General features: G+C 68.8%; 13 protein-coding genes. 3 read left to right on the top strand and 10 right to left on the bottom strand.

The window, feature by feature from the left end; all coding sequences use genetic code 11:
* Positions 1 to 12: 12 nt before the first annotated feature.
* From LKD76_RS22040 to LKD76_RS22025, 4 genes are all read right to left on the bottom strand, one after another.
* Positions 13 to 972 carry an AvrD family protein gene (locus LKD76_RS22040; RefSeq protein ID WP_227983300.1) on the bottom strand — a complete coding sequence of 320 codons (960 nt, stop codon included), beginning with the start codon at positions 970 to 972 and terminating at the stop codon, positions 13 to 15.
* Positions 969 to 7,274 (bottom strand): type I polyketide synthase, encoded by a 6,306-nt coding sequence (locus LKD76_RS22035; RefSeq protein ID WP_227983299.1) that lies wholly within the window; start codon positions 7,272 to 7,274, stop codon positions 969 to 971. Before LKD76_RS22035 ends, LKD76_RS22040 begins: the two co-directional genes overlap by 4 nt.
* A gap of 183 nt (positions 7,275 to 7,457) precedes the next feature.
* A complete protein-coding gene (locus tag LKD76_RS22030; RefSeq protein WP_227983298.1) occupies positions 7,458 to 9,701 on the bottom strand; it encodes an MMPL family transporter in 2,244 nt (747 codons plus the stop codon).
* A 49-nt stretch (positions 9,702 to 9,750) separates the two neighbouring features.
* Positions 9,751 to 10,677 carry a ParB/RepB/Spo0J family partition protein gene (locus LKD76_RS22025; protein ID WP_227983297.1) on the bottom strand — a complete coding sequence of 309 codons (927 nt, stop codon included), beginning with the start codon at positions 10,675 to 10,677 and terminating at the stop codon, positions 9,751 to 9,753.
* 162 nt (positions 10,678 to 10,839) lie between these two features.
* On the opposite strand from LKD76_RS22025, the gene LKD76_RS22020 reads away from it, so the two are divergent.
* Positions 10,840 to 11,391 carry a TetR/AcrR family transcriptional regulator gene (locus tag LKD76_RS22020; RefSeq protein WP_227983296.1) on the top strand — a complete coding sequence of 184 codons (552 nt, stop codon included), beginning with the start codon at positions 10,840 to 10,842 and terminating at the stop codon, positions 11,389 to 11,391.
* Between the two features lie 243 nt (positions 11,392 to 11,634).
* Here the strand turns inward: LKD76_RS22020 and LKD76_RS22015 are convergent, their stop codons facing one another.
* From LKD76_RS22015 to LKD76_RS22005, 3 genes are all read right to left on the bottom strand, one after another.
* Entirely contained in the window at positions 11,635 to 11,808 is a 174-nt protein-coding gene (locus LKD76_RS22015; RefSeq protein ID WP_227983295.1) for a hypothetical protein, read from the bottom strand.
* 108 nt (positions 11,809 to 11,916) lie between these two features.
* The gene (locus tag LKD76_RS22010; protein WP_227983294.1) at positions 11,917 to 12,315 is read right to left on the bottom strand and encodes a nuclear transport factor 2 family protein; all 399 of its coding nucleotides are present in this window, start codon (positions 12,313 to 12,315) and stop codon (positions 11,917 to 11,919) included.
* A gap of 40 nt (positions 12,316 to 12,355) precedes the next feature.
* A complete protein-coding gene (locus tag LKD76_RS22005) occupies positions 12,356 to 13,189 on the bottom strand; it encodes an oxidoreductase (protein WP_227983293.1) in 834 nt (277 codons plus the stop codon).
* An 831-nt stretch (positions 13,190 to 14,020) separates the two neighbouring features.
* Between LKD76_RS22005 and LKD76_RS22000 the strand changes: the two genes are divergently transcribed.
* The gene (locus tag LKD76_RS22000; RefSeq protein WP_227983292.1) at positions 14,021 to 14,353 is read left to right on the top strand and encodes a hypothetical protein; all 333 of its coding nucleotides are present in this window, start codon (positions 14,021 to 14,023) and stop codon (positions 14,351 to 14,353) included.
* Positions 14,354 to 14,368: 15 nt separating this feature from the next.
* Positions 14,369 to 15,820 (top strand): RNB domain-containing ribonuclease, encoded by a 1,452-nt coding sequence (locus tag LKD76_RS21995; protein ID WP_227983291.1) that lies wholly within the window; start codon positions 14,369 to 14,371, stop codon positions 15,818 to 15,820.
* A gap of 9 nt (positions 15,821 to 15,829) precedes the next feature.
* On the opposite strand, the gene LKD76_RS21990 is transcribed toward LKD76_RS21995, so the two are convergent.
* From LKD76_RS21990 to LKD76_RS21980, 3 genes are read right to left on the bottom strand one after another with little or no spacing between them, the layout of a single operon-like run.
* On the bottom strand, positions 15,830 to 16,693 hold the full coding sequence (locus LKD76_RS21990) for a CHAD domain-containing protein (protein ID WP_227983290.1): 864 nt from the start codon (positions 16,691 to 16,693) through the stop codon (positions 15,830 to 15,832).
* A complete protein-coding gene (pip, locus tag LKD76_RS21985) occupies positions 16,690 to 17,652 on the bottom strand; it encodes a prolyl aminopeptidase (protein WP_227983289.1) in 963 nt (320 codons plus the stop codon). The genes LKD76_RS21990 and pip overlap by 4 nt, the downstream gene beginning before the upstream one ends.
* Positions 17,652 to 18,098, bottom strand: a complete 447-nt coding sequence (locus tag LKD76_RS21980; protein WP_227983288.1) for a hypothetical protein — start codon at positions 18,096 to 18,098, stop codon at positions 17,652 to 17,654. Before LKD76_RS21980 ends, pip begins: the two co-directional genes overlap by 1 nt.
* Between the last annotated feature and the right edge of the window lie 97 nt (positions 18,099 to 18,195).

Here is an 18,195-nt window from a genome sequence, read left to right as displayed (position 1 = left end):
GATGTTCGAGGTTCAGGCGGGTAGCTGATGGGCGAGGTCGTAGCGGATCGAGCAGCCGGCGAACTCCGCCTCCCAGTTCGAGATCCGCCACTTTCCCCCGCCGAAGCCCAGGACCATCGAGCGCGCCATGCGCGTGGTGGCCGAACCCGGGGTGTACGGCGGTGGGGGTGCGTCCGCGCGCGCGGTCATCCGGCGCATCCACAGCGTCTCGCTGTCCTTGCGGGCGATGTTGTCCAGCTCGTACAGCACGACCTGGGAGAGTTGGGCCAGGATCACCGTGGCATCGACCAGGGTGATCGAGGGCTGATAGGAATCCGCGACACCGGTGCCGACGGAATCGGAATCGACCGGCGCCAGTGCGAATTGCGCGCTCGCGCCGGTGCCGTCGGAGTCCAGCCGGATATCGCGCAGATATTGGCCGCGCCGGTAGACCGGACCCCGCGAGTATCCGCCCGCCGGTTCGGCGACCGGCCGGGCCGGCCCCGGTGCGGGCAGCCGGGGCGGGGTGGGCAGTGCGACGACCGCCTCCAGTTCCATTGTGCTGCCGAAGGATCCGGAGATGGTGAGCGTCGTCTCGGTGCTGCCGGTCACGGTCGCCTCGATCGGGAACCGGTCGAGGTTCTCGGTGGCCACCGTGCCGCTGCTGAACTGCACGTAGGGCATCCAGCAGCGGCCGATATCGGCGTCGCTCACACCGCACTCGCGCAATATCACCGCCAGCAGACGGAATCCGAAGATCGAGCAGTCGATACTGCTCAGATGCGGTGTGAGCACGCGGGTGCTCTTCTGTGACCAGTCCAGCGGATAGCGCACCCCGGCCACGGCCGACAGTTTCGGCCCCTGGGCCCGGGCTTCGACGGTGATATCGAAGATCTCGTGCTGGATGCGCTTGTAGCCCTCGCCGAAGAAGCGACCGGCCCGGTCGCCGAGGACGGCATCGATATCGGGGTAGGCGATCTGATCGGTACTCATGCCGCGTCCGCCTCGTCCTCCGGGTCGTTGTCCGCGGCCACGGTGGTGACCGGCCCGGCCGCGGGGGCGTCGCCGAACCGTTCGACCACGCGGGCCGCGATGCCGCGCAACGACAGTCCGCGACCGAGTTCGAGCGCGGACACCTTCACTTCCAGTGATTTCTCGGCACGAGCACCGAATTCCATTGCCATCAGCGAATCCATTCCCAGATTGGTGACCGGTTCGTCGATATCGACGGTTTCGGCCGCGACGCCGAGCACTACCGCCAGCTGCTCGGCGAGTTGCCGGGCCGCGAAGTCCGCGCGTTGTTCGGGCGGCAGCGCCAGGACCTCGCCGCGCAGGCTGCTCTGCCCGTCACCGCCGACACCGGCGTCAGCCAGCAGTTGCCGGAAGCGACGGGTCTCGACCGACGGTCGTGCGCCACCGGCCCAGACGCCCCAGTCGATATCGGCCACCGCGACCTGTGCGGTGTCCAGCGACAGGCATTCGTTGAGCAGCCCGGTCGCCCGATCCATATCGATCGGGCGGAACCCCAGCATCTTGACGTATCCGACGAGCGCCTCACTGCCGTCGGCCATCCCGCCGCCGGCCATGAAGCCCCAGTTCACCGACAGCGCCGCGGCACCGCGTCCGCGCCGGCTCGCGGCCAGGCCATCGAGTGCGGCATTGGCCGCGGCATAGCCGACCTGCGGGGTGATGCAGCCCAGCGCGCTGATCGAGGAGTAGAGCACGAACAGATCGGGCTCGATTCCGGTCGCGGTGAGTGCGCGGTCGAGGTTGTAGGCGCCGCGGACCTTCGTGAACAGGCCGTGCAGCGAGTCGCGGGTGATCTGCGGAATCGGCAGGTTGTCCACGACACCGGCCGCGTGGAAGATGCCACGCAGCGGCGCCGTGCTCCGGATGCGTTGCAGCAGCGCGACAGTCGCGTCGTAGTCGGCGATGTCCAGGCGTTCCTCGACGACCTCGACGCCGGCGTCGGTGAACGCCGCCACCTGTGCGACGGCCTGCGGTGTGACGGCACCGTGGCGGCCCACCAGGACCAGCCGCCGTGCTCCGGAACGGGCCAGCCAGCGGGCGGTCGCCAGGCCGAAGCCGCCGAAGCCACCGGTGACCAGATACACCCCGTCGGGGTCGATCACCGGATGCCCGAGCGCCGGCCGCACCGCCGGATGCCGCTCGCCCATATCCACCACCACCCGTCCCACATGCTGTGAGCGCGCGACACTTTCGAATGCGGCGGGCAGTTGGGACGCCGGATAGGCGGTATAGGGCAGATAGCGGTAGGTGCCCTCCTGCAGCCGCTGCTGCGCGATCCGCAACGGCGCCCGCAGGATCTCCGGATCGTGGGCGAGCGCACGGTCCATATCCACCGCGAAGAAGGTCAGGTTGCGGTCGAACGGGGCCAGGTCGATCACCCCGCCCCCGTAGATGTCGGCCTTGCCGATATCGACGATCCGGCCGAATTCCGCGGCGACCCGGAAGTTCTGACGCAGGATCTCGCCGGGTGCCGAACTGTAGACGACATCGACGCCGCGACCACCGGTCGCCGCCGCGATATCGTCGGCGAATCCGGCCGACCGGGAATTGAGGACCTCCTCGACGCCCAGCTGCCGCACCTGCTCACGCCGCGATTCGGTGCTGGCGGTACCGATGACGCGTGCGCCGATGTGCTGGGCGACCTGCACCGCGGCCATTCCCATACCGCCGGCGGCGCCGTGGATCAGCACGGTCTCGCCGGGTCGCAGCCGCGCCAGCGTCCGCAGCCCGAATTCCGCTGTCAGATACGGCAATCCGGAGCCGCAGGTCAGTGGGTCGTACTCGACCGCGGGATCGAGCCGATGCGGTAGCGAGGCACCCGCGTCGACCGGCATCGTCACATAGCGGCGCAGGATGTCACCGGCGCACACCATCATCCGATCACCGATCGCGACCTCGTCGACGTCCGCGCCGACCCGGGTCACGACCCCCGAGCCCTCCATGCCGACCGTCATCCCGAAATAGGTGTCGCCGAGCTCCTTCTCGGTGAGGACGCCGAGTACCTTCATGGCGTCCTTGTAGTTCAGGCCGACAGCGTCCATGCGCAGTTCGACCTCACGGGGTCCGGGGGCGCGCCGGGGGGATTCGCGCAGCGCGAGGTCCGACAACAACCGGGAGCGCGGAATCTCGGCCTCGAATCCGGCCTCCGGATCGGTGAGCGGCCGCGCCGTATCGCGCTGCCGCAGATAGTCGTCCAGATTCTGTTCGATCCGCACCGCCCACGCGGTACCCGCGCGCAGTGCGATCTCGTCACCGATCTCGTCGGCGGCGATCAGTGCGCGGCACTCGCTCCAGCCTGCCTCGTCCAGGTCCAGCAGCCGCCATCCGGCCGAGGGCTGTTCGTTGAGCAGGGCGCGCCGCGCCCCGACCAGCGCCCCGTGCTCGGGGTGGGTCGAGCTGTCCGACGGTGTGCACAGAGCGTGCTCGGTGAGCACCACGCAGCGCAGATCGGTCGAATCATCGTCGGTGAGCAGCGCTTCCACCACCGCCGCGATCCGGGTCAGGCCGTAGACGGTATCGGCGGCGGACGTGTCACCGCTCGCCACCACGGCGACGTGGCGGGGGCCGGGGGCCGAGGTGAGCGCCGATCGCAGCCGCTCCTCGTCGATATGGTTCATATCGGTGACCACCACGTTCGTGCGCTCATCCGGGCCGGCCAGTGCGGCCACCCGCGCGGCGGTGTCGGCGCCGAGCCCGATGACGACCGGATCCGCGGCCCCGGCGGGCATGTGCTCGAGCTCCACCTCCTCCCACACCTGCTGGTAGAACACGCCGCCCAGTTGATGGACGACATCGGGGGTGACCGATACCGGCCGGAATTCCACACCGCTCATCCGCATGGACACCGCGCCGTCCTCGTCGAGGATGGCGATATCGGCGCGCAGGGGAGCGGTGCCGCGCCGGGTGACGACCACCCGGGGCCGATGCGGCAGCGGCGCCAGCAGGCGCACGGCGCCGATGGCGGCGGGGACGATCGCCCCCGAGTCCGCGCCGCCGTCGGCGGCCAGCGCCGCGACGCACTGCAGCGCCGCGTCCACGACCGCGGGATGAGTCAGATGCGGATGCTCCGGATCGGCGGGCGCGTCGCCGGTGACACTCGCCAGCACGGTATCGCCGCCGATGACCGCGGAGACGATGCGCTGGAACGCCGGGCCGTAGTCGAGACCGCGTGCGGCCAGACCGGCATACAGATCCGCACCGGCTACGACAGCGGCGCCCTCCGGTGCGGTCATCGGTTCGACCGCGGTGTCGAAGTCGGTTTCGACCAGGCGCCCGACCGCGTTGCGCGTCCAGGTCTCGGCCGCGGCCGGGCGCGAGTGGATGGTGAAGCGCCGCGTGCTCTCCTCCACCGTGAGGCGCAGGACCGGGATCTCGTGTTCGTCGATCACCAGCGGCGCGACGAATTCGACATCCTCGAGCCCGATCCGGGTGCGGCCGGTGCGCGCGGCCGCCGCGCTCAGCGCCGCGTCGAGATAGGCCGCGCCGGGCAGCACCACGTGGCCGTCGACGACATGGTCGGCCAGCCACGGCAGTCGCGACACCGACAGTTGCACTTCCCATTCCGCACCCGACCCCGCCGTGCTCTCGCCGAGCAGCGCGGGGCTGTCGGCCGTGCCGAGCCGGTCGCGAGTCGTGATCGGCTCGTCGTGCCACAACCGTTTGCGCTGCCAGGGATAGCGCGGTAGCTCGGCATGTGGCGAGGCCGCCCGCGGGTGGCCCGGGATCCGGGTGCCGTCGAGCGAACCGGCGACATACAGATCCGTCACCGCCTGCAGGACGTGGCGGCGATCGTCACGGTCGCGGGACAGCGTGCTCACCGCCGCGCCGACCACGCCGCGATGGATCAGCAGTTCGCGAATGTTGCCGCTGAGCACCGGATGCGGCCCGACCTCGACGAAGACTCGATGTCCGGCATCGAGCAGGGCAGAGATCGCGTCGGCGAATCGCACCGGTTCGCGGACGTTGCGGCACCAGTACGCTCCGGTCCAGCCGGTGCCCTCCAGGGCATCACCGGTGACCGTCGAATAGCTGGGCACGGTGGCTGCGCCCGGGCTCAGCTCCGCCAGCGCATCGGTCAGATCCGCGAGAATCGGATCCATCAGGTGACTGTGATACGGCACCTCCACCCGCAGCATGCGGGCGAAAGTGCCGGTGGCCGAGAGCATATCGCGCAACATCTCGAGATCGGCGGTGTCGCCGGCGAGGGTGACGGCGCTGGGGCTGTTGACCGCCGCGATCGAGATGCCCGGGGTATCGGCGAGCAGGGTGCGCACATCCGCCTCGGGCATTCCGACGGCCAGCATGCTCCCGGAGCCGGCGGTGGTGGCCTGCAGCCGCGAGCGGTGGTAGCTGACCAGGACCGCATCGCGCAGCGACAACGCACCGGAGATGTAGGCCGCGGCGACCTCGCCGACACTGTGGCCGACGACCACGGCCGGGCGCACGCCGTACTCGGCGAGTTCGGCGGTCAGCGCCACCTGCAGCAGGAAGTTGGCCGGTTGCGCGACTTCGGTGCGCGCGACCTTCGAATCCTGTTCCTCGGCGAGCATTTCCGTCAGGATCGACCAGCCCGCCACCGCGGTGAATTCCGCGTCGACCTCGCGTGCCACCCGCGCGAACGTGGTGTCCGCGGTGAGCAGTTCCCGGCCCATTCCCCACCACTGCGGCCCCATACCGCTGTAGACGAAGACCGGTTCGACCGAGCCGTCGCCGACCGCACGGGCCGGCGCCTTGCCCGCACCCGCGGCGAAATCGCTCAGTTGACTGCGCAGGTCCTCGGTATCGCGATAGACGAAACCGGTGCGCAGCGCGTGGTGCGCGCGCCGGGTCCACAGCGCCGCGGTCACCGGGGCGACGGTGTCGTCGCTCAGGGCGCGCGCCAGCTCCGCCGCGGTCTCGCGCACGGCGGCCTCGGAGCGGCCCGACAGCGGCAGGATCGGTGGTACGTCGAGCGGCGCGCGGGTTTCGCGCGCGGCCGGGGCCTCGGTGAGAATCGCGTGGGCATTGGTGCCGCCGTAGCCGAATCCGTTGACCGCCACCGCCCGCCGCCCGGGCACGCCGGGGAGCGGCTCGCCGGCGAGCGGTACCCGTAGCCGCCATTCGTCGAAGGCGATCTCCGGGTTGGGATCGGACAACGAGAAGTGCGGTGCCACGGTGCCGTGATAAAGGGTCAGCGCCGCCTTGATCAGGCTCGCCACCCCCGCCGCGGCCTCGGTGTGGCCGAAGTTGGCCTTCACCGATCCGACCGGCACGGCAGCGGAGCGTCCGGCGACGGCGCCGTAGACCTGTCCGAGCGCCCTCATCTCGATCGGATCACCCACCGCGGTGCCGGTGCCGTGTGCCTCGAGGTAGCCGATATCGCCGGCCGGAATACCTGATTCGGCGCGCACCTGCTCCGCGAGCTGTTGCTGGGCAACGGGATTCGGTACCGGAATCGCCATGGTCCGGCCGTCCTGGTTGACCCCCGTCGCGCGGATCACCGCATAGATCCGGTCGTTGTCGCGTCCGGCGGCCTCGACCGTCTTGAGCACCACCGCGCCGGCCCCCTCGGCCCGGCCGTAGCCGTCGGCCGAGGCCTCGAAGGTCTTGCACCGGCCGTCGAAGGACAGGAACCGTCCCTTGCACATGGAGATGAAGGTCTCCGGCTGCAGCATCGCGTTGGCGCCGCCCACCACCGCGGTCTCGCACTCCCCGGCGACGATCGCCCGCACCGCCAGGTGGGTGGCCACCAGCGACGACGAACACGCGGTGTCGACGGTCAGGCTCGGCCCGTGCAGATCCAGCAGATACGAGATCCGGTTGGACAGCAGCGTGTGTGATGCGCTCATCGCGGTGTGGTTGTTGATCGCCGATCGCACCAGCGGCCCGCTGCGGCCGAGTGCGTTGTCGAGGATGAATCCGCCGACGTAGACCCCGACCTGCCGCCCGGATACCCGGCCGGCCATGCCGGCGTCGTCGAGCGCCTCCCAGGTGACCTCCAGCAGCAGCCGCTGCTGTGGATCGAGGATCGCTGCCTCGCGCTGGGCGATGCCGAAGAAGTCGGCGTCGAAGTCCCACAGCGGCTGGGTGAGGAATCCGCCACGGCGGGTGTACATCCGGCCGGGTGCGTCCGGATCAGGGTCGTAGTACTTGTCGATACTCCACCGGTCCGGGGGAATATCCACGATTCCGTCTCCGCGCCCGATCAGGAAATCCCAATAACTCTTCGGATCGGTAATGCCGCCTGGAAAACGGCAGCCGATTCCCACTATCGCAATGTCGACCATTGTCACTCCTGGCTGTGAACAGTGCCCGAATTCGTTCTCACGAGACTCGGCGTTGTCCAAATTCCGGACACCTGTACCGGATGTGTGCAGCCTATGATGTGCGATTCCGGGTGGTCAACGAATTCCGAACGCGCACAAATGAGCGAGGCGCCGGAAGAACCGGCGCCTCGCATATTCGATCGTTCAATTGTTGACGGGAACCGGATCCGGTCCCGGACGTGTTCGGGCATCCGGTTCCGGCCCGCCCTCGAGGGAGGCCGGCACTCGCCGCAGCCATCGCGGCCCCCACCAGTTGGCCGCGCCCAGCAGCCGCATCAGGGCCGGGACCAGGATGCCGCGTATCAACGTCGCGTCGCTGATCACCGCGAGTGCCAGGCCAAGGCCGAACAACTGGATGAAGGAGACGCGGGAGCCGGCCATGCCCGCGAACGCGATGGTCATCAGCAGGGCGGCGGCGGTGAAAATTCGCGCGGTGCGCGCCACTCCTATCGCAACCGACCGGGCGTTGTCTCCGGTCGCAAGCCATTCCTCCCGAATGCGGGACAGCAGAAATACTTCGTAATCCATGGAAACGCCGAAGGCGAGACAGAACATGAGAACGGGCATGGTCGGAACCAGAAATCCGGTAGGCGTGAAACCGAATATTGCCGACAGATGACCTTCCTGAAAAATCCAGACCATCGCGCCGAAGGTGGCCGACAGGGACAAGGTGTTCAGCAGTAGCGCTTTGATCGGGAGCCACACACTGCCGGTGAAGGCCAGCAGGACGAGCAGGGTCGACACCGCGATGAGTCCCAGTGCGAGCGGCAGCCGGGAGGTCAGCGCGTGGACCGAATCCGCGTTCTCCGCCGCCGCACCGCCGTACGACGCGGGACCCGGCGCCGCGACCTCGCGGATGCGGTGCAACAGGAGGGTGCCGGCGTCCGAGGACGGATCGGCCTCGGTGCCGATGCGCAGATAGGTCCCGGCCCGCGTACTCATCCCGTCCGGGGGCGCCGCGATCCGGGTTCCCTCGGCGAAGACCCCCGATGCCGACAACACCGAGGTCACGCCCTCGACCCGGGACAGGTTCGCGGCGTAGTGCTCCAACTCCGGCGTCACGGAACCGTAGCCCGGCAGCGTGACGACCACGGCGGCCATCGCGTTCTCCCGGAAGTCGCCGCGCAACGCGTCGCCGACCTGGTGACTCGACGCGCCGTGCAGCACCCGGTCGTCGGCGGAACCGAACCGCATCGACAGCGCCGGCGTACCCAGTACCAGCAGCAGCGCCACCACGGCGACGGCGGACAGCACCGGCCGGCGCATCACCGCCCGCGCCACTCGATACCAGCGGGTCCGGGTCGGATCGGCCGGCGCAGCGGCCGGTGACCGGCGGCGCAGCAGGCGCCGCAACGGAACTCGCAGATCGAATCGATCCAGATGTGGCGCCGCGACCGACAGCGCGGCGGGGACCAGCAGCAGTGTCGTGATCACGGCGGCGGCCAGTACGGACAGTCCCGCGAAGGCCAGTGATCGCAGGAAGTACAGCGGGAAGACCAGCAGGGTGCACAGCGAAAGCCCCACGACCGCACCGGAGAACAGCACCGTGCGTCCCGCGGTCCGCGCGGTGCGCACCACCGCCGCGCCGGTGTCGAGGCCGGCCGCACGCTCCTCACGGAATCTGCTCACCAGGAACAGACTCGAATCGATCGCCACCGCGAAACCCAGTGCGCTCATCATGTTCAGCGCGAAGATCGACACATCGCCGACCTCGGCCAACACCCGCAGCAGCGGCAGTGTGACCGCGATGGTGAACAGTCCGACCGCCAGCGGGATCGCGGCGGCGACCACGCTGCCGAATACGATGATCAGCGCCAGCCCGGTCAGCGGCACCGCGATCGCCTCGGTGACGATCAGATCCTTCACCACCTGCCCGCTCATCTGGTTCAGCGCGACGGCCTGACCGCCCGCGAGCACCGTGACGCCGTCGTGGTCACCGCCGATCCGGTCCACGAGTTCTCCCGCACGCTGCGGCGCGGTCGTGTCGTCTCCCTCGACATGTGCCAGCACCAGCGCCTCGGTGCCGTCCTCGCTGCGCAGCGCCGAGCGCAGATCCGGCGCCAGCTGCCAGTACGACTGCACCGCGTCGACATGATGGTCGGCGTGCAGCTGTGCGACCACCCGCTGTCCGGCCGTGCGCGCGGCCGCCGACTCGACTCCGCCGGGCGCCCGTATGAGTAGAACCACATTCGGTGCGGCGGAAGGGAATTCGCCGCCCAGAAAGGACGACACTCGCGACGACTGGGTATCCGGAGGTGAGAAGCCGCCGGTCTTCAGATGGGCCGGCGCGGTGGCGCCGAGGGCGATGCTGACGATGCCGATCAGCAGGCAGGCCGCGAGTACTGCGCGGGCGTGACGGGTGGCGAAAGCGGCGACGGTGGACAGCATGTGCCGAACCTCTCGAGAATACGACGGAACGAGTGGCGGGTCGGAACGGTCAGATTGCGGTGTCGGTGGACTGGATCCGGTCGGCGAAGGCGCGCCACTCCCGCGCATTTCGGCTGGCCAGTTCCGCGACGGTGGCGGCGAGGTGCGGTGGTACCGCCTCGGCCACGCGCGGCCACATCGTGCGGTTCATGGAATGGGAGTGCAACCAGCGCAGCAGATCTCGGCCCTGCTGACTGGCCCGCATCGCGGGATCGCGGGTGAGTTTCTGCAGCAGTAGGGCATTCGTGTCGGGACCGTCCTCGCCGCCGGCTTCCGAACACAACCGCTCACGCATCTTCTTGCGGATCGCGTGCGCGGTGCTGACCGACACATCGGCGGCTGCCGCCAGGGCACGCAGCGGCATATCCGGTGAGGCGGTGAGCAATTCGATTACCTGCTGACGCCGCCGGGAGGAATCCAGCGGCCGGGACCGGCCGTCGGCGCCGATGCGAATGTTCGACTGCGGAATTTCCCCGGTCGAACGCAATCGGATGCGGGCCACGGTCTTCGACGACAAACCCGTGCTGGCCGCGATCGTGCGATCCGATAATTCGGGCAGTGATTCCAGAATTCGCATCGCGGCCGCCTTGCGGTCCGGCAGCGTCAGCGGAAGTCCGTGCACCACATTGGATTCGACACCACGCAGGAAGGCCTCGGCGGCGGTGCCGTCGAAGAACAGCACCTCGATATGGGTCATTCCCTTCATCCGTGCCGCGTGTACACGGTGCATCCCGTCGATGACCCGCATGGTGGCACGGTGGACCAGGATCGGCGGCCACCGGGACTCGCTCTCGGCCAGTCGCACGATATGACGGCGATCCTCACCGGTGGAGCGCGGCGAATCGGCCGGCAGCAGCCGCTGCAATTCGACTCGATAACACGCATCGGAGGTCAGCGGCACCACTGCGCCGACATTCGCTTTACGCTGAGCGGACATTCCAGCCCCCAAAAGAAGTTCGTCCGAAACGGGACCGGTCACCGATGACCGCAATCGGCCGTACGAAACCCGGTGCCGGGCCGACCGATCGGTCACAGCGTAGGCGTGACCCAGGATCACGACTAGACTTTCCGAACAGAACGCTTCAGGAGTGCCCTCGTCATGACCGTCGTCGCCGAATCCGGCCGCGCCATCCTGCTCACCGCCGGCATGCTCGTAGCCGAACGCGAAGGACTACAGCGTCTTTCGATCAACGCGGTGGTAGAGGAGGCGGGCATGGCCAAGGGCACCTTCTACCGGCATTTCCCCAACCGCCACAGCTACCTCGTGGCGTTGTACCGCCAGTTCTTCACCTTGATCGGCGCGCGGGTCGCGGACGCGATCCGCGGTATGCCGCCGGGGCCGGACCGGCTCGCGGTCAGCGTCGACGCCTTTCTCGACGCGTGCCTGCACAGCTGCGGCACCGAGGCATTCATGATCCAGGCGCAATCGGATCCCGGATTGCGCACCGAGATCTCCCAGCGCCGGGAGGGTTTTCTCGCCGCCAGCCGCCCGGATATGGTCGCGGTCGGCTGGTCCGATCCCGACGCGGCGTCGATGTTGAAGGTCGCCATGGTGCGCGAGATCTGTATCGCCGAGCTGGAAACCCGTACTCCGCGTGTGGATCTGCGCACCGCCGCGAAGGCGATGCTCGCCGGCCGGGCGCCCCGGTAGACAGTCCCGATCTCCTCCTCCGGATCCCGGTCCCGGGACTTACGGCGGATGCGACCTCATCACCGGGTGACGCCCGGTGCGGGCCGGGACCTCGGGGTACCGGCGGACACGGGCCCACCCCCGGTCCGGATTCGGTCAGCGCGTTCGAGCGGTCCGCCAGCACACGCCGGCCCGGCGCCCACAGTTCGGCGATATCGGCGGCTGCCCGGTGGTCGGCTCCGGCGCCGGTCAATCGGCTCGTGTTCAGCAGTTGACGGTCGGCCCAGGTGGTGATGCCGTATCGACGGTCAGCAGTTTCGGCCGCAGGCGCTCGAGCACGCGTCCCATCGGATCCCGGTACATCGTGGCCAGCACGAGAACGATCACCGGCCATTTGAGCGCATTGACGAATTCGAGCGTCGACCGAGCCGCGTCCACGACTCGATCCTCATCGGCGTGCCGCGGTTTCACTGTCGACCACAGCCGTCGGGATCCGAGTATCGGCCGGCGGTCATCTCGGGCGAGACATCGTCGTAGACAACCGATTCACGGCCGCAGCGGTGTGCGGCGCGGGCGGACGATGCGGTGGGTGATCTTCCAGCCGTCCGCGGTTCGAGTGATGGTGTCCTCGTAGGTGACGCTGCCCGTCGACCCGTCGGTCATCACACCGAGGCCCTTCGACAGCGCCCGCACCGTTCCGTCGGCGACCTCGTTGAGCACGATATTGGTGACGTGGTGGGCGACGGGATTGTTCTCGCCCAGTGCCAGCGCGGCGTCGCGGCACGCTTCCAGGCCCACCAGCACGCCGCCGCCCAGGGCGCTGACGTCGTAGACGATGCCGTCGTCGAACAGGGCGGGCCAGCCGTCAAGATCGCCGTTATCGGTGAGATGGCCGTGCAGATTGATCAGATCGGTGATGGCGAAACGGTCTTCGACGGTGAGCATGGAACTCTTTCGATGTCGGGTGCGGGAAACCGGTACGAAGTCAGCGGAATCCGGTGTCGGCTGCCCACGGTTCGAGTTCGTCCAGATCGGCCAGGCGCTGAGTCAGGGTGGCGCGGATTCCGGCGAAGGCCTCGGGTCCCAGCGGCAGGCGCAGCGGTGGTTCCTCCATGGCGACCGCGCGCAGGATGGCTTCGGCGGCACGGGCCGGATCGCCGGGCTGGGAACCGTTCTGAGCCTGGAAGCGCTCGCGCTCCTCGGCGAAGATCGGCGTGTATTCGGAGATGGGTTCGGCCCATCGGATGGAGCGGCCGGCGAAATCGGTGCGGAACGGACCGGGTTCGACGATGGTGACTTTGATACCGAAGGGCGCGACCTCGTAGGACAATCCCTCCGACAGTCCTTCGACCGCGAATTTGCTCAGTGCGTAGGGGGTTCCACCGAGCCGGGCGCGTACCCCGCCCACGGAGGACAGTTGCACGATGTGACCGCTGCGCTGGGCGCGCATCAACGGCAGTACCGCCTTGGTGACCGCGATCAGTCCCCAGACATTGGTCTCCATCAGCTGCCGCAGCTGTTCGTCGTCGCATTCCTCGAGTGCGCCGCGCAGTCCGTAACCGGCGTTGTTGACCAGGACGTCGATGTGGCCGAACCGAACTCGCGCCGCCTCGACCGCCGCGGTGATCGAGGCCGGATCGGTGACGTCCAACTCCGCGATCAGTACCCGCTCCGGATCTCGATCACGAAGGTCCGCAAGGGATTCGGGGTTGCGCGCCGTAGCGACCACCCGGCCACCCGCGGCCAGCACGGCCTCGGCGATCGCGCGTCCGAATCCGGCACTGCTGCCGGTGATGAACCAGACGTGATCGGTGGACATGACCTCACTCCTGTCGGATCGTCGTGGAGAACCGGGTGGGGCGATCGCATCCGCCGCCCGTGGCCTGACGGATGCGATCGCGCGAACTCAGCCGGCCGGATTGACGACCAGGATCTGGGCCCAGTAGGTCGCCTGCTCGGGACCGATGAGAGGCAGCAGGTAGTCGTAGACGATGGACGACATTCGGTGTGGAACTCCTTTGATACTCGATGAACTGTGTACGCGACGATTCTCGTCGTAGGGCGAACTCTCGTTACCGCGCGGACTCTCTGATCGCGCGGATGCGACCCGGGAGTCGTTCGAGTTCGGTGGCGTCGGCGCGAGGGAGCGCCGGGCCCACCACCCGGTCACATTAACAGCGACCCCGGGCCGTTGCAGGGGCAGCGGAAAACGGACGCGACCGGCGGTTTCCCGGCCGTGGGGAGATGACCTGGACATCTGCCCGAATTGGGCAATCCATACCAGATCGCTATGGGTCGGCAATCGCTCCGGAGGGGTGTGGCCGGGCCGGCCCGGCGGGTCGGCGCCGTGGTGTCCGCCCACGCTGCCGGGCGTCGTCGCCGGTCGCGCGCATTGTGCGGTGCGCGCGGAGGCGGAGGGGAAATCGCAGGCCCCGATGGTGCGCGAGGTCGGCGGACGGGACGTGGTGTGCGGCGCATCACCGGCAAATCGGGCGTAATCCGCCGCCGACGGCGTGTCTGTGGCGACGACCCGCCCCGGAGTGGCCGCAACCGTGACCGACGTCATACAGTGTTGGCCGTTGGAAGTGTCGCTGCCGGGGGTGGCAGCGGCAACGGGTGCTACGAGTGTCGGAAAGCAGGTTCTGTATATATGCGAGCAGTTCGCAAGTTGGCGGCCGGTGCGGCGATCGCCGCGGCCGTGTCGGGTTTGGCGGTGCTGGGTGCCGGTTCGGCGTCCGCGGTCGCGGTGACGCCACTGCCGGGTGGTGTACAGGTCGACCTCAGCCCGGGTGACACCCAGTGGGTGCATCAGAGTCACTTCGGTCAGACGCTCGCGGTGCTGCCGCATCCGTCGGCCGCCTCGTTCGGTCAGGCTCTCGACTCCGCGGCGACGCTGTCGTCGCAGTACCCCGACGGCCGGGTCGTTTTCACCGTGTACGGACCGTTCGATCAACTGAACGGCACCATGCTGGCGCTCAAGTAGGGCTGCGCGCCCCGCGTGGAACCGCATTCCAGGATCGCCTCGGCGCCGGTCGATTTCGGTGTCGTGCGATCCGAATTCGGACTCGCCTCGGACTACCCGTCCGAGGCGGTCTCGGAGGCCCGCGACGCATCGGATGCGTTCGCGGGCGTCCGGGCCGATCGCACCGATATCCCGTTCGTGACGATCGACCCGCCCGGCGCGCTGGACCTGGACCAGGCGCTGTATCTCGAACGCACCCCGACCGGATTCCTGCTTCACTACGCCATCGCCGATGTCGGCGCGATGGTCTCGCCCGATGGGGCGCTGGCGCGGGAATCCCTCGCTCGGGGACAGAGCTTCTATCTCCCCGACGGCACCGTGCCGCTGCATCCGCCGGTGCTCTCGGAAGGGTCGGCCAGTCTGCTGCCCGGCCGGAATCGTCCCGCCGCACTGTGGACCATCGAATGTGACGATCGGGCCGAGCCCCTGCGCTACGCGGTCCGGCGTGCGCTGGTCCGCTCCCGCGCCCGACTGGACTATCCCGGTGTCCAGGCCGATGCCGACGCCGACCGGCTGCACCCCTCGATCGCCGCACTGCCGGACTTCGGCCGCCTGCGCATCGAGGCGGGCCTGGCGCGCGGTGCGATCGAATTGCGCCTGCCCGCCCAGACGGTGATCCCCGACGGCCACAATCGCCGCACCGAGCACTGGCAGCTGGTGATCGAGCCGCGCACCGAGGCCGATGACTGGAACGAGCAGGTCTCGCTGCTCACCGGCATCTGCGCCGCGCGAATCATGCTCGACGACACCGGCTCCGACGGACGGATCGGACTGTTGCGCACGATGCCGGCGCCGCCCGCCTCGGCCATCGCGGCGATGCGGCGCACCGCCGCCGCGCTCGGCGTGCGGTGGCCCACCGGCATGGTCGTCGGCCGCATGCTCGCGGGACTGGATCCCAACACCCCCGCAGCCCTGGCGCTGATGTCGGAGGCGACCGGGTTGCTACGCGGCGCCTCCTACACCGTGCTCGACGGTGAGGATCCGGATGTCTTGCAGCACAGCGGGATCGGCGCACCCTACGCGCACGTGACCGCACCGCTGCGGCGGCTGGCCGACCGCTACACCACCGAGATCTGCCTGGCCCGCTGCGCGGGCACGCCGGTACCCGGGTGGGTGCGCGACGGACTCGGCCCGGCCGCGGAATCGATGCGCCGCAGCGACGCCGTCGGTGGCAAACTCGAGCGCGCCTGCCTCGATCTCGCCGAATCGACCGTTCTGGCACCGCGTTTGGGCGCTGTCTTCGAGGCGGTGGTCATCCGTGAGGGCAACGGCAACCGCGCCGCCGAGATCTTCATCACCGATCCACCGGTTATCGCCAAATGCGCCGGATCACCACCGGAGGGGCAGCGGGTGCGGGTGCGTCTCGATATCGCCGATCCCGACAAGCGCCTGGTGGGCTTCGCTTTTCCGGCGGATCCGCCGGCGTAACCGCGTTGGTCAGGGCAGATACTCGTCCCGCAGGAACGCCACCGTCTCCGGATAACGATCCAGCGCCTTACGCGCGGCATCGGTCTCCGCGGCGACGAGTTGCTCGTAGGCGGTGACATCGGCGGTGCGGGCGTGCGCGGCATAGGTGGCGATGGCGGCGACCGCCTCGATCGCGTCACGATGATCGCCCAGCACACTTTGCACCCTCTTGGCATGGCGCGCGATCTCGGCCGCCGGACCGTCGAGCACATCGGTGGCCGCCTCGGCGCAGTAGCGTAAACGTTTGGCGGCCTTGCGGATTTCGTGCAGGATTTCCACCCGATCGGCGTCGTCGACATCGGGCTCGGCGCACACCAACCGGTCGAGCCGGTCGCGGTCGGCCCGCACGGCGGCGAAGAAGACCCGGTGTGCGTCGCGCTCGGCGATATGACGGCGCAGCGGCGGATCGGTGCGCATCCGCCGCAGTTCCGACCGCAGGCGCGCGTAACGGGCGCCGTCCAGCGCGTCGAGGACCATGCGATGGGCGTCGGCGTAAGCCGCCCGCTCGGCGCCGACCAGCCGGTGCCCCAGATGGTGTTCGACATCCGGATACTCGTCCAGCAACGCCGCGAACCGTTGTGCGCGCACTTCGGCGTCGCGGGCGGTGCCCAGTACTCCGGCCAGCCAGCGTAATTCGTCGCGCAGGGCGTCTATGTCACCGCGGTGGAACACCTTTCGATACGAACGCAGGACCGATCGCAGCCGCCGGGTGGCGACCCGCATCTGATGGACGGAGTCGTAACGATCGGCGCGCACATCCGGCTCGGCGGCCAGCAGCCGGTCCACGTCGTCGCCGAGCACGGCGACGACGGCGGGGCCGGCCGCGGCGTTCACCGGCGGTCTCGGAATTCGTCGGTGGCCTCGACGAGGTGGTGGGTGGTGCCCGGTTCGGCGGCGGCATGTCCGGCATCGGGCACCAGGTGCAGTCGCGAATCCGGCCATGCCCGATGCAGATCCCATGCGCTGACCGCCGGGCATACGATGTCGTGGCGGCCCTGCACGATCACCCCGGGGATGTGCGCGATGCGATCGATATCGCGCAGCAGCTGTCCCTCGTCGAGGAATCCGCCGTGCACGAAGTAGTGGTTCTCGATCCGCGCGAAGGCCAGCGCGAAGCGTGGCTGCGCGGATTCGGCGACCCGCTCCGGTTTCGGCAGCAGCGAACTCGTCGCACCCTCCCAGCTCGACCAGGCCACCGCGGCCGCGGTCGCGATCCGCGGATCGGGGGAGTGCAGCAGCCGGTGGTAGGCCGTCACCAGATCGCCGTCGCGATCGGCGGCCGGGATCGGGGCCAGATACTTCTCCCACTCGTCCGGGTAGACGAAGCCGGCGGCGCCGTTGTAGTACCAGTCGATCTCCTTGCGCCGCAACAGGAACACCCCGCGTAACACCAGTTCGGTGACGCGGTCGGGATGGGTCTGGGCATAGGCCAGGGCCAGGGTGGAACCCCAGGAACCGCCGAAGACCTGCCACCGGTCGACACCGAGGTGGGTACGCAGCCGCTCGATATCGGCGACCAGATGCCAGGTGGTGTTGGCCTCCAGGCTCGCACCGTCGGCCACGTGCGGTGTCGAACGGCCGCAGCCGCGCTGATCGAACAGCACGATCCGGTATGCGGCCGGATCGAAGAACTGCCGGTGCGACGGATCTGTTCCGCCACCGGGGCCACCGTGCAGGAACACCACCGGTTTGCCGTCGGGGTTTCCCGACTCCTCCCAATAGATGTGCTGCCCGTCGCCGACATCGAGCATGCCGTCGCGGTGGGGCTCCAGGGGCGGATACAGGGTGCGCATCAGAATGCGATTCCCGAGGCGAGATCGGGCAGTTCCAGGGCCTGCAATGCCTGTGTGCGGACATCCGAGCAGCTCTTGGTGGTGATCCGGTCCACCACGGCCTTGTCGCCGAGGACGGCGAGGTTGATCCCGCCGTTCTCCGCCGCCCACTGGTGCACGGTGAGGTTGAGCGCCACCCGGCCCAATGTGGGACCCTGCACCCGCCAGTCCGACAGCTGCGGGGAGATGGTGTCGCAGAGGTTCTTCGCGACCGGGTCGGGGACCTCGACCGGGCTCGCCGGGCCGGCCTTGGTGGTGACACCGGCCGACCCGCCGGGACGTGCGGACGTCGAGGTCGCCTTGGTGCCCGACCCCGCGGGTTCGGGTGATCCCGGCTCTCCGCCGCCGCATCCGGCGACCAGCGCCACGGCCAGTGCACCTGTGACGGCGAGCGCTCCGCGAGTCATCCAACGGCTCTGCGACATCTGTTCCCTTTGTTCGATTCCGGCATCTATTCGATTGTCATGCTGTGGACCTACGAGTCTGCCACCGCGGAACGCGCGG

Source organism: Nocardia spumae (genome assembly GCF_020733635.1).
GTDB lineage: Bacteria > Actinomycetota > Actinomycetes > Mycobacteriales > Mycobacteriaceae > Nocardia > Nocardia spumae.
The sequence above is the reverse complement of the archived record's forward strand: the minus strand, read 5'-3'. Positions and strand labels throughout refer to the sequence as shown.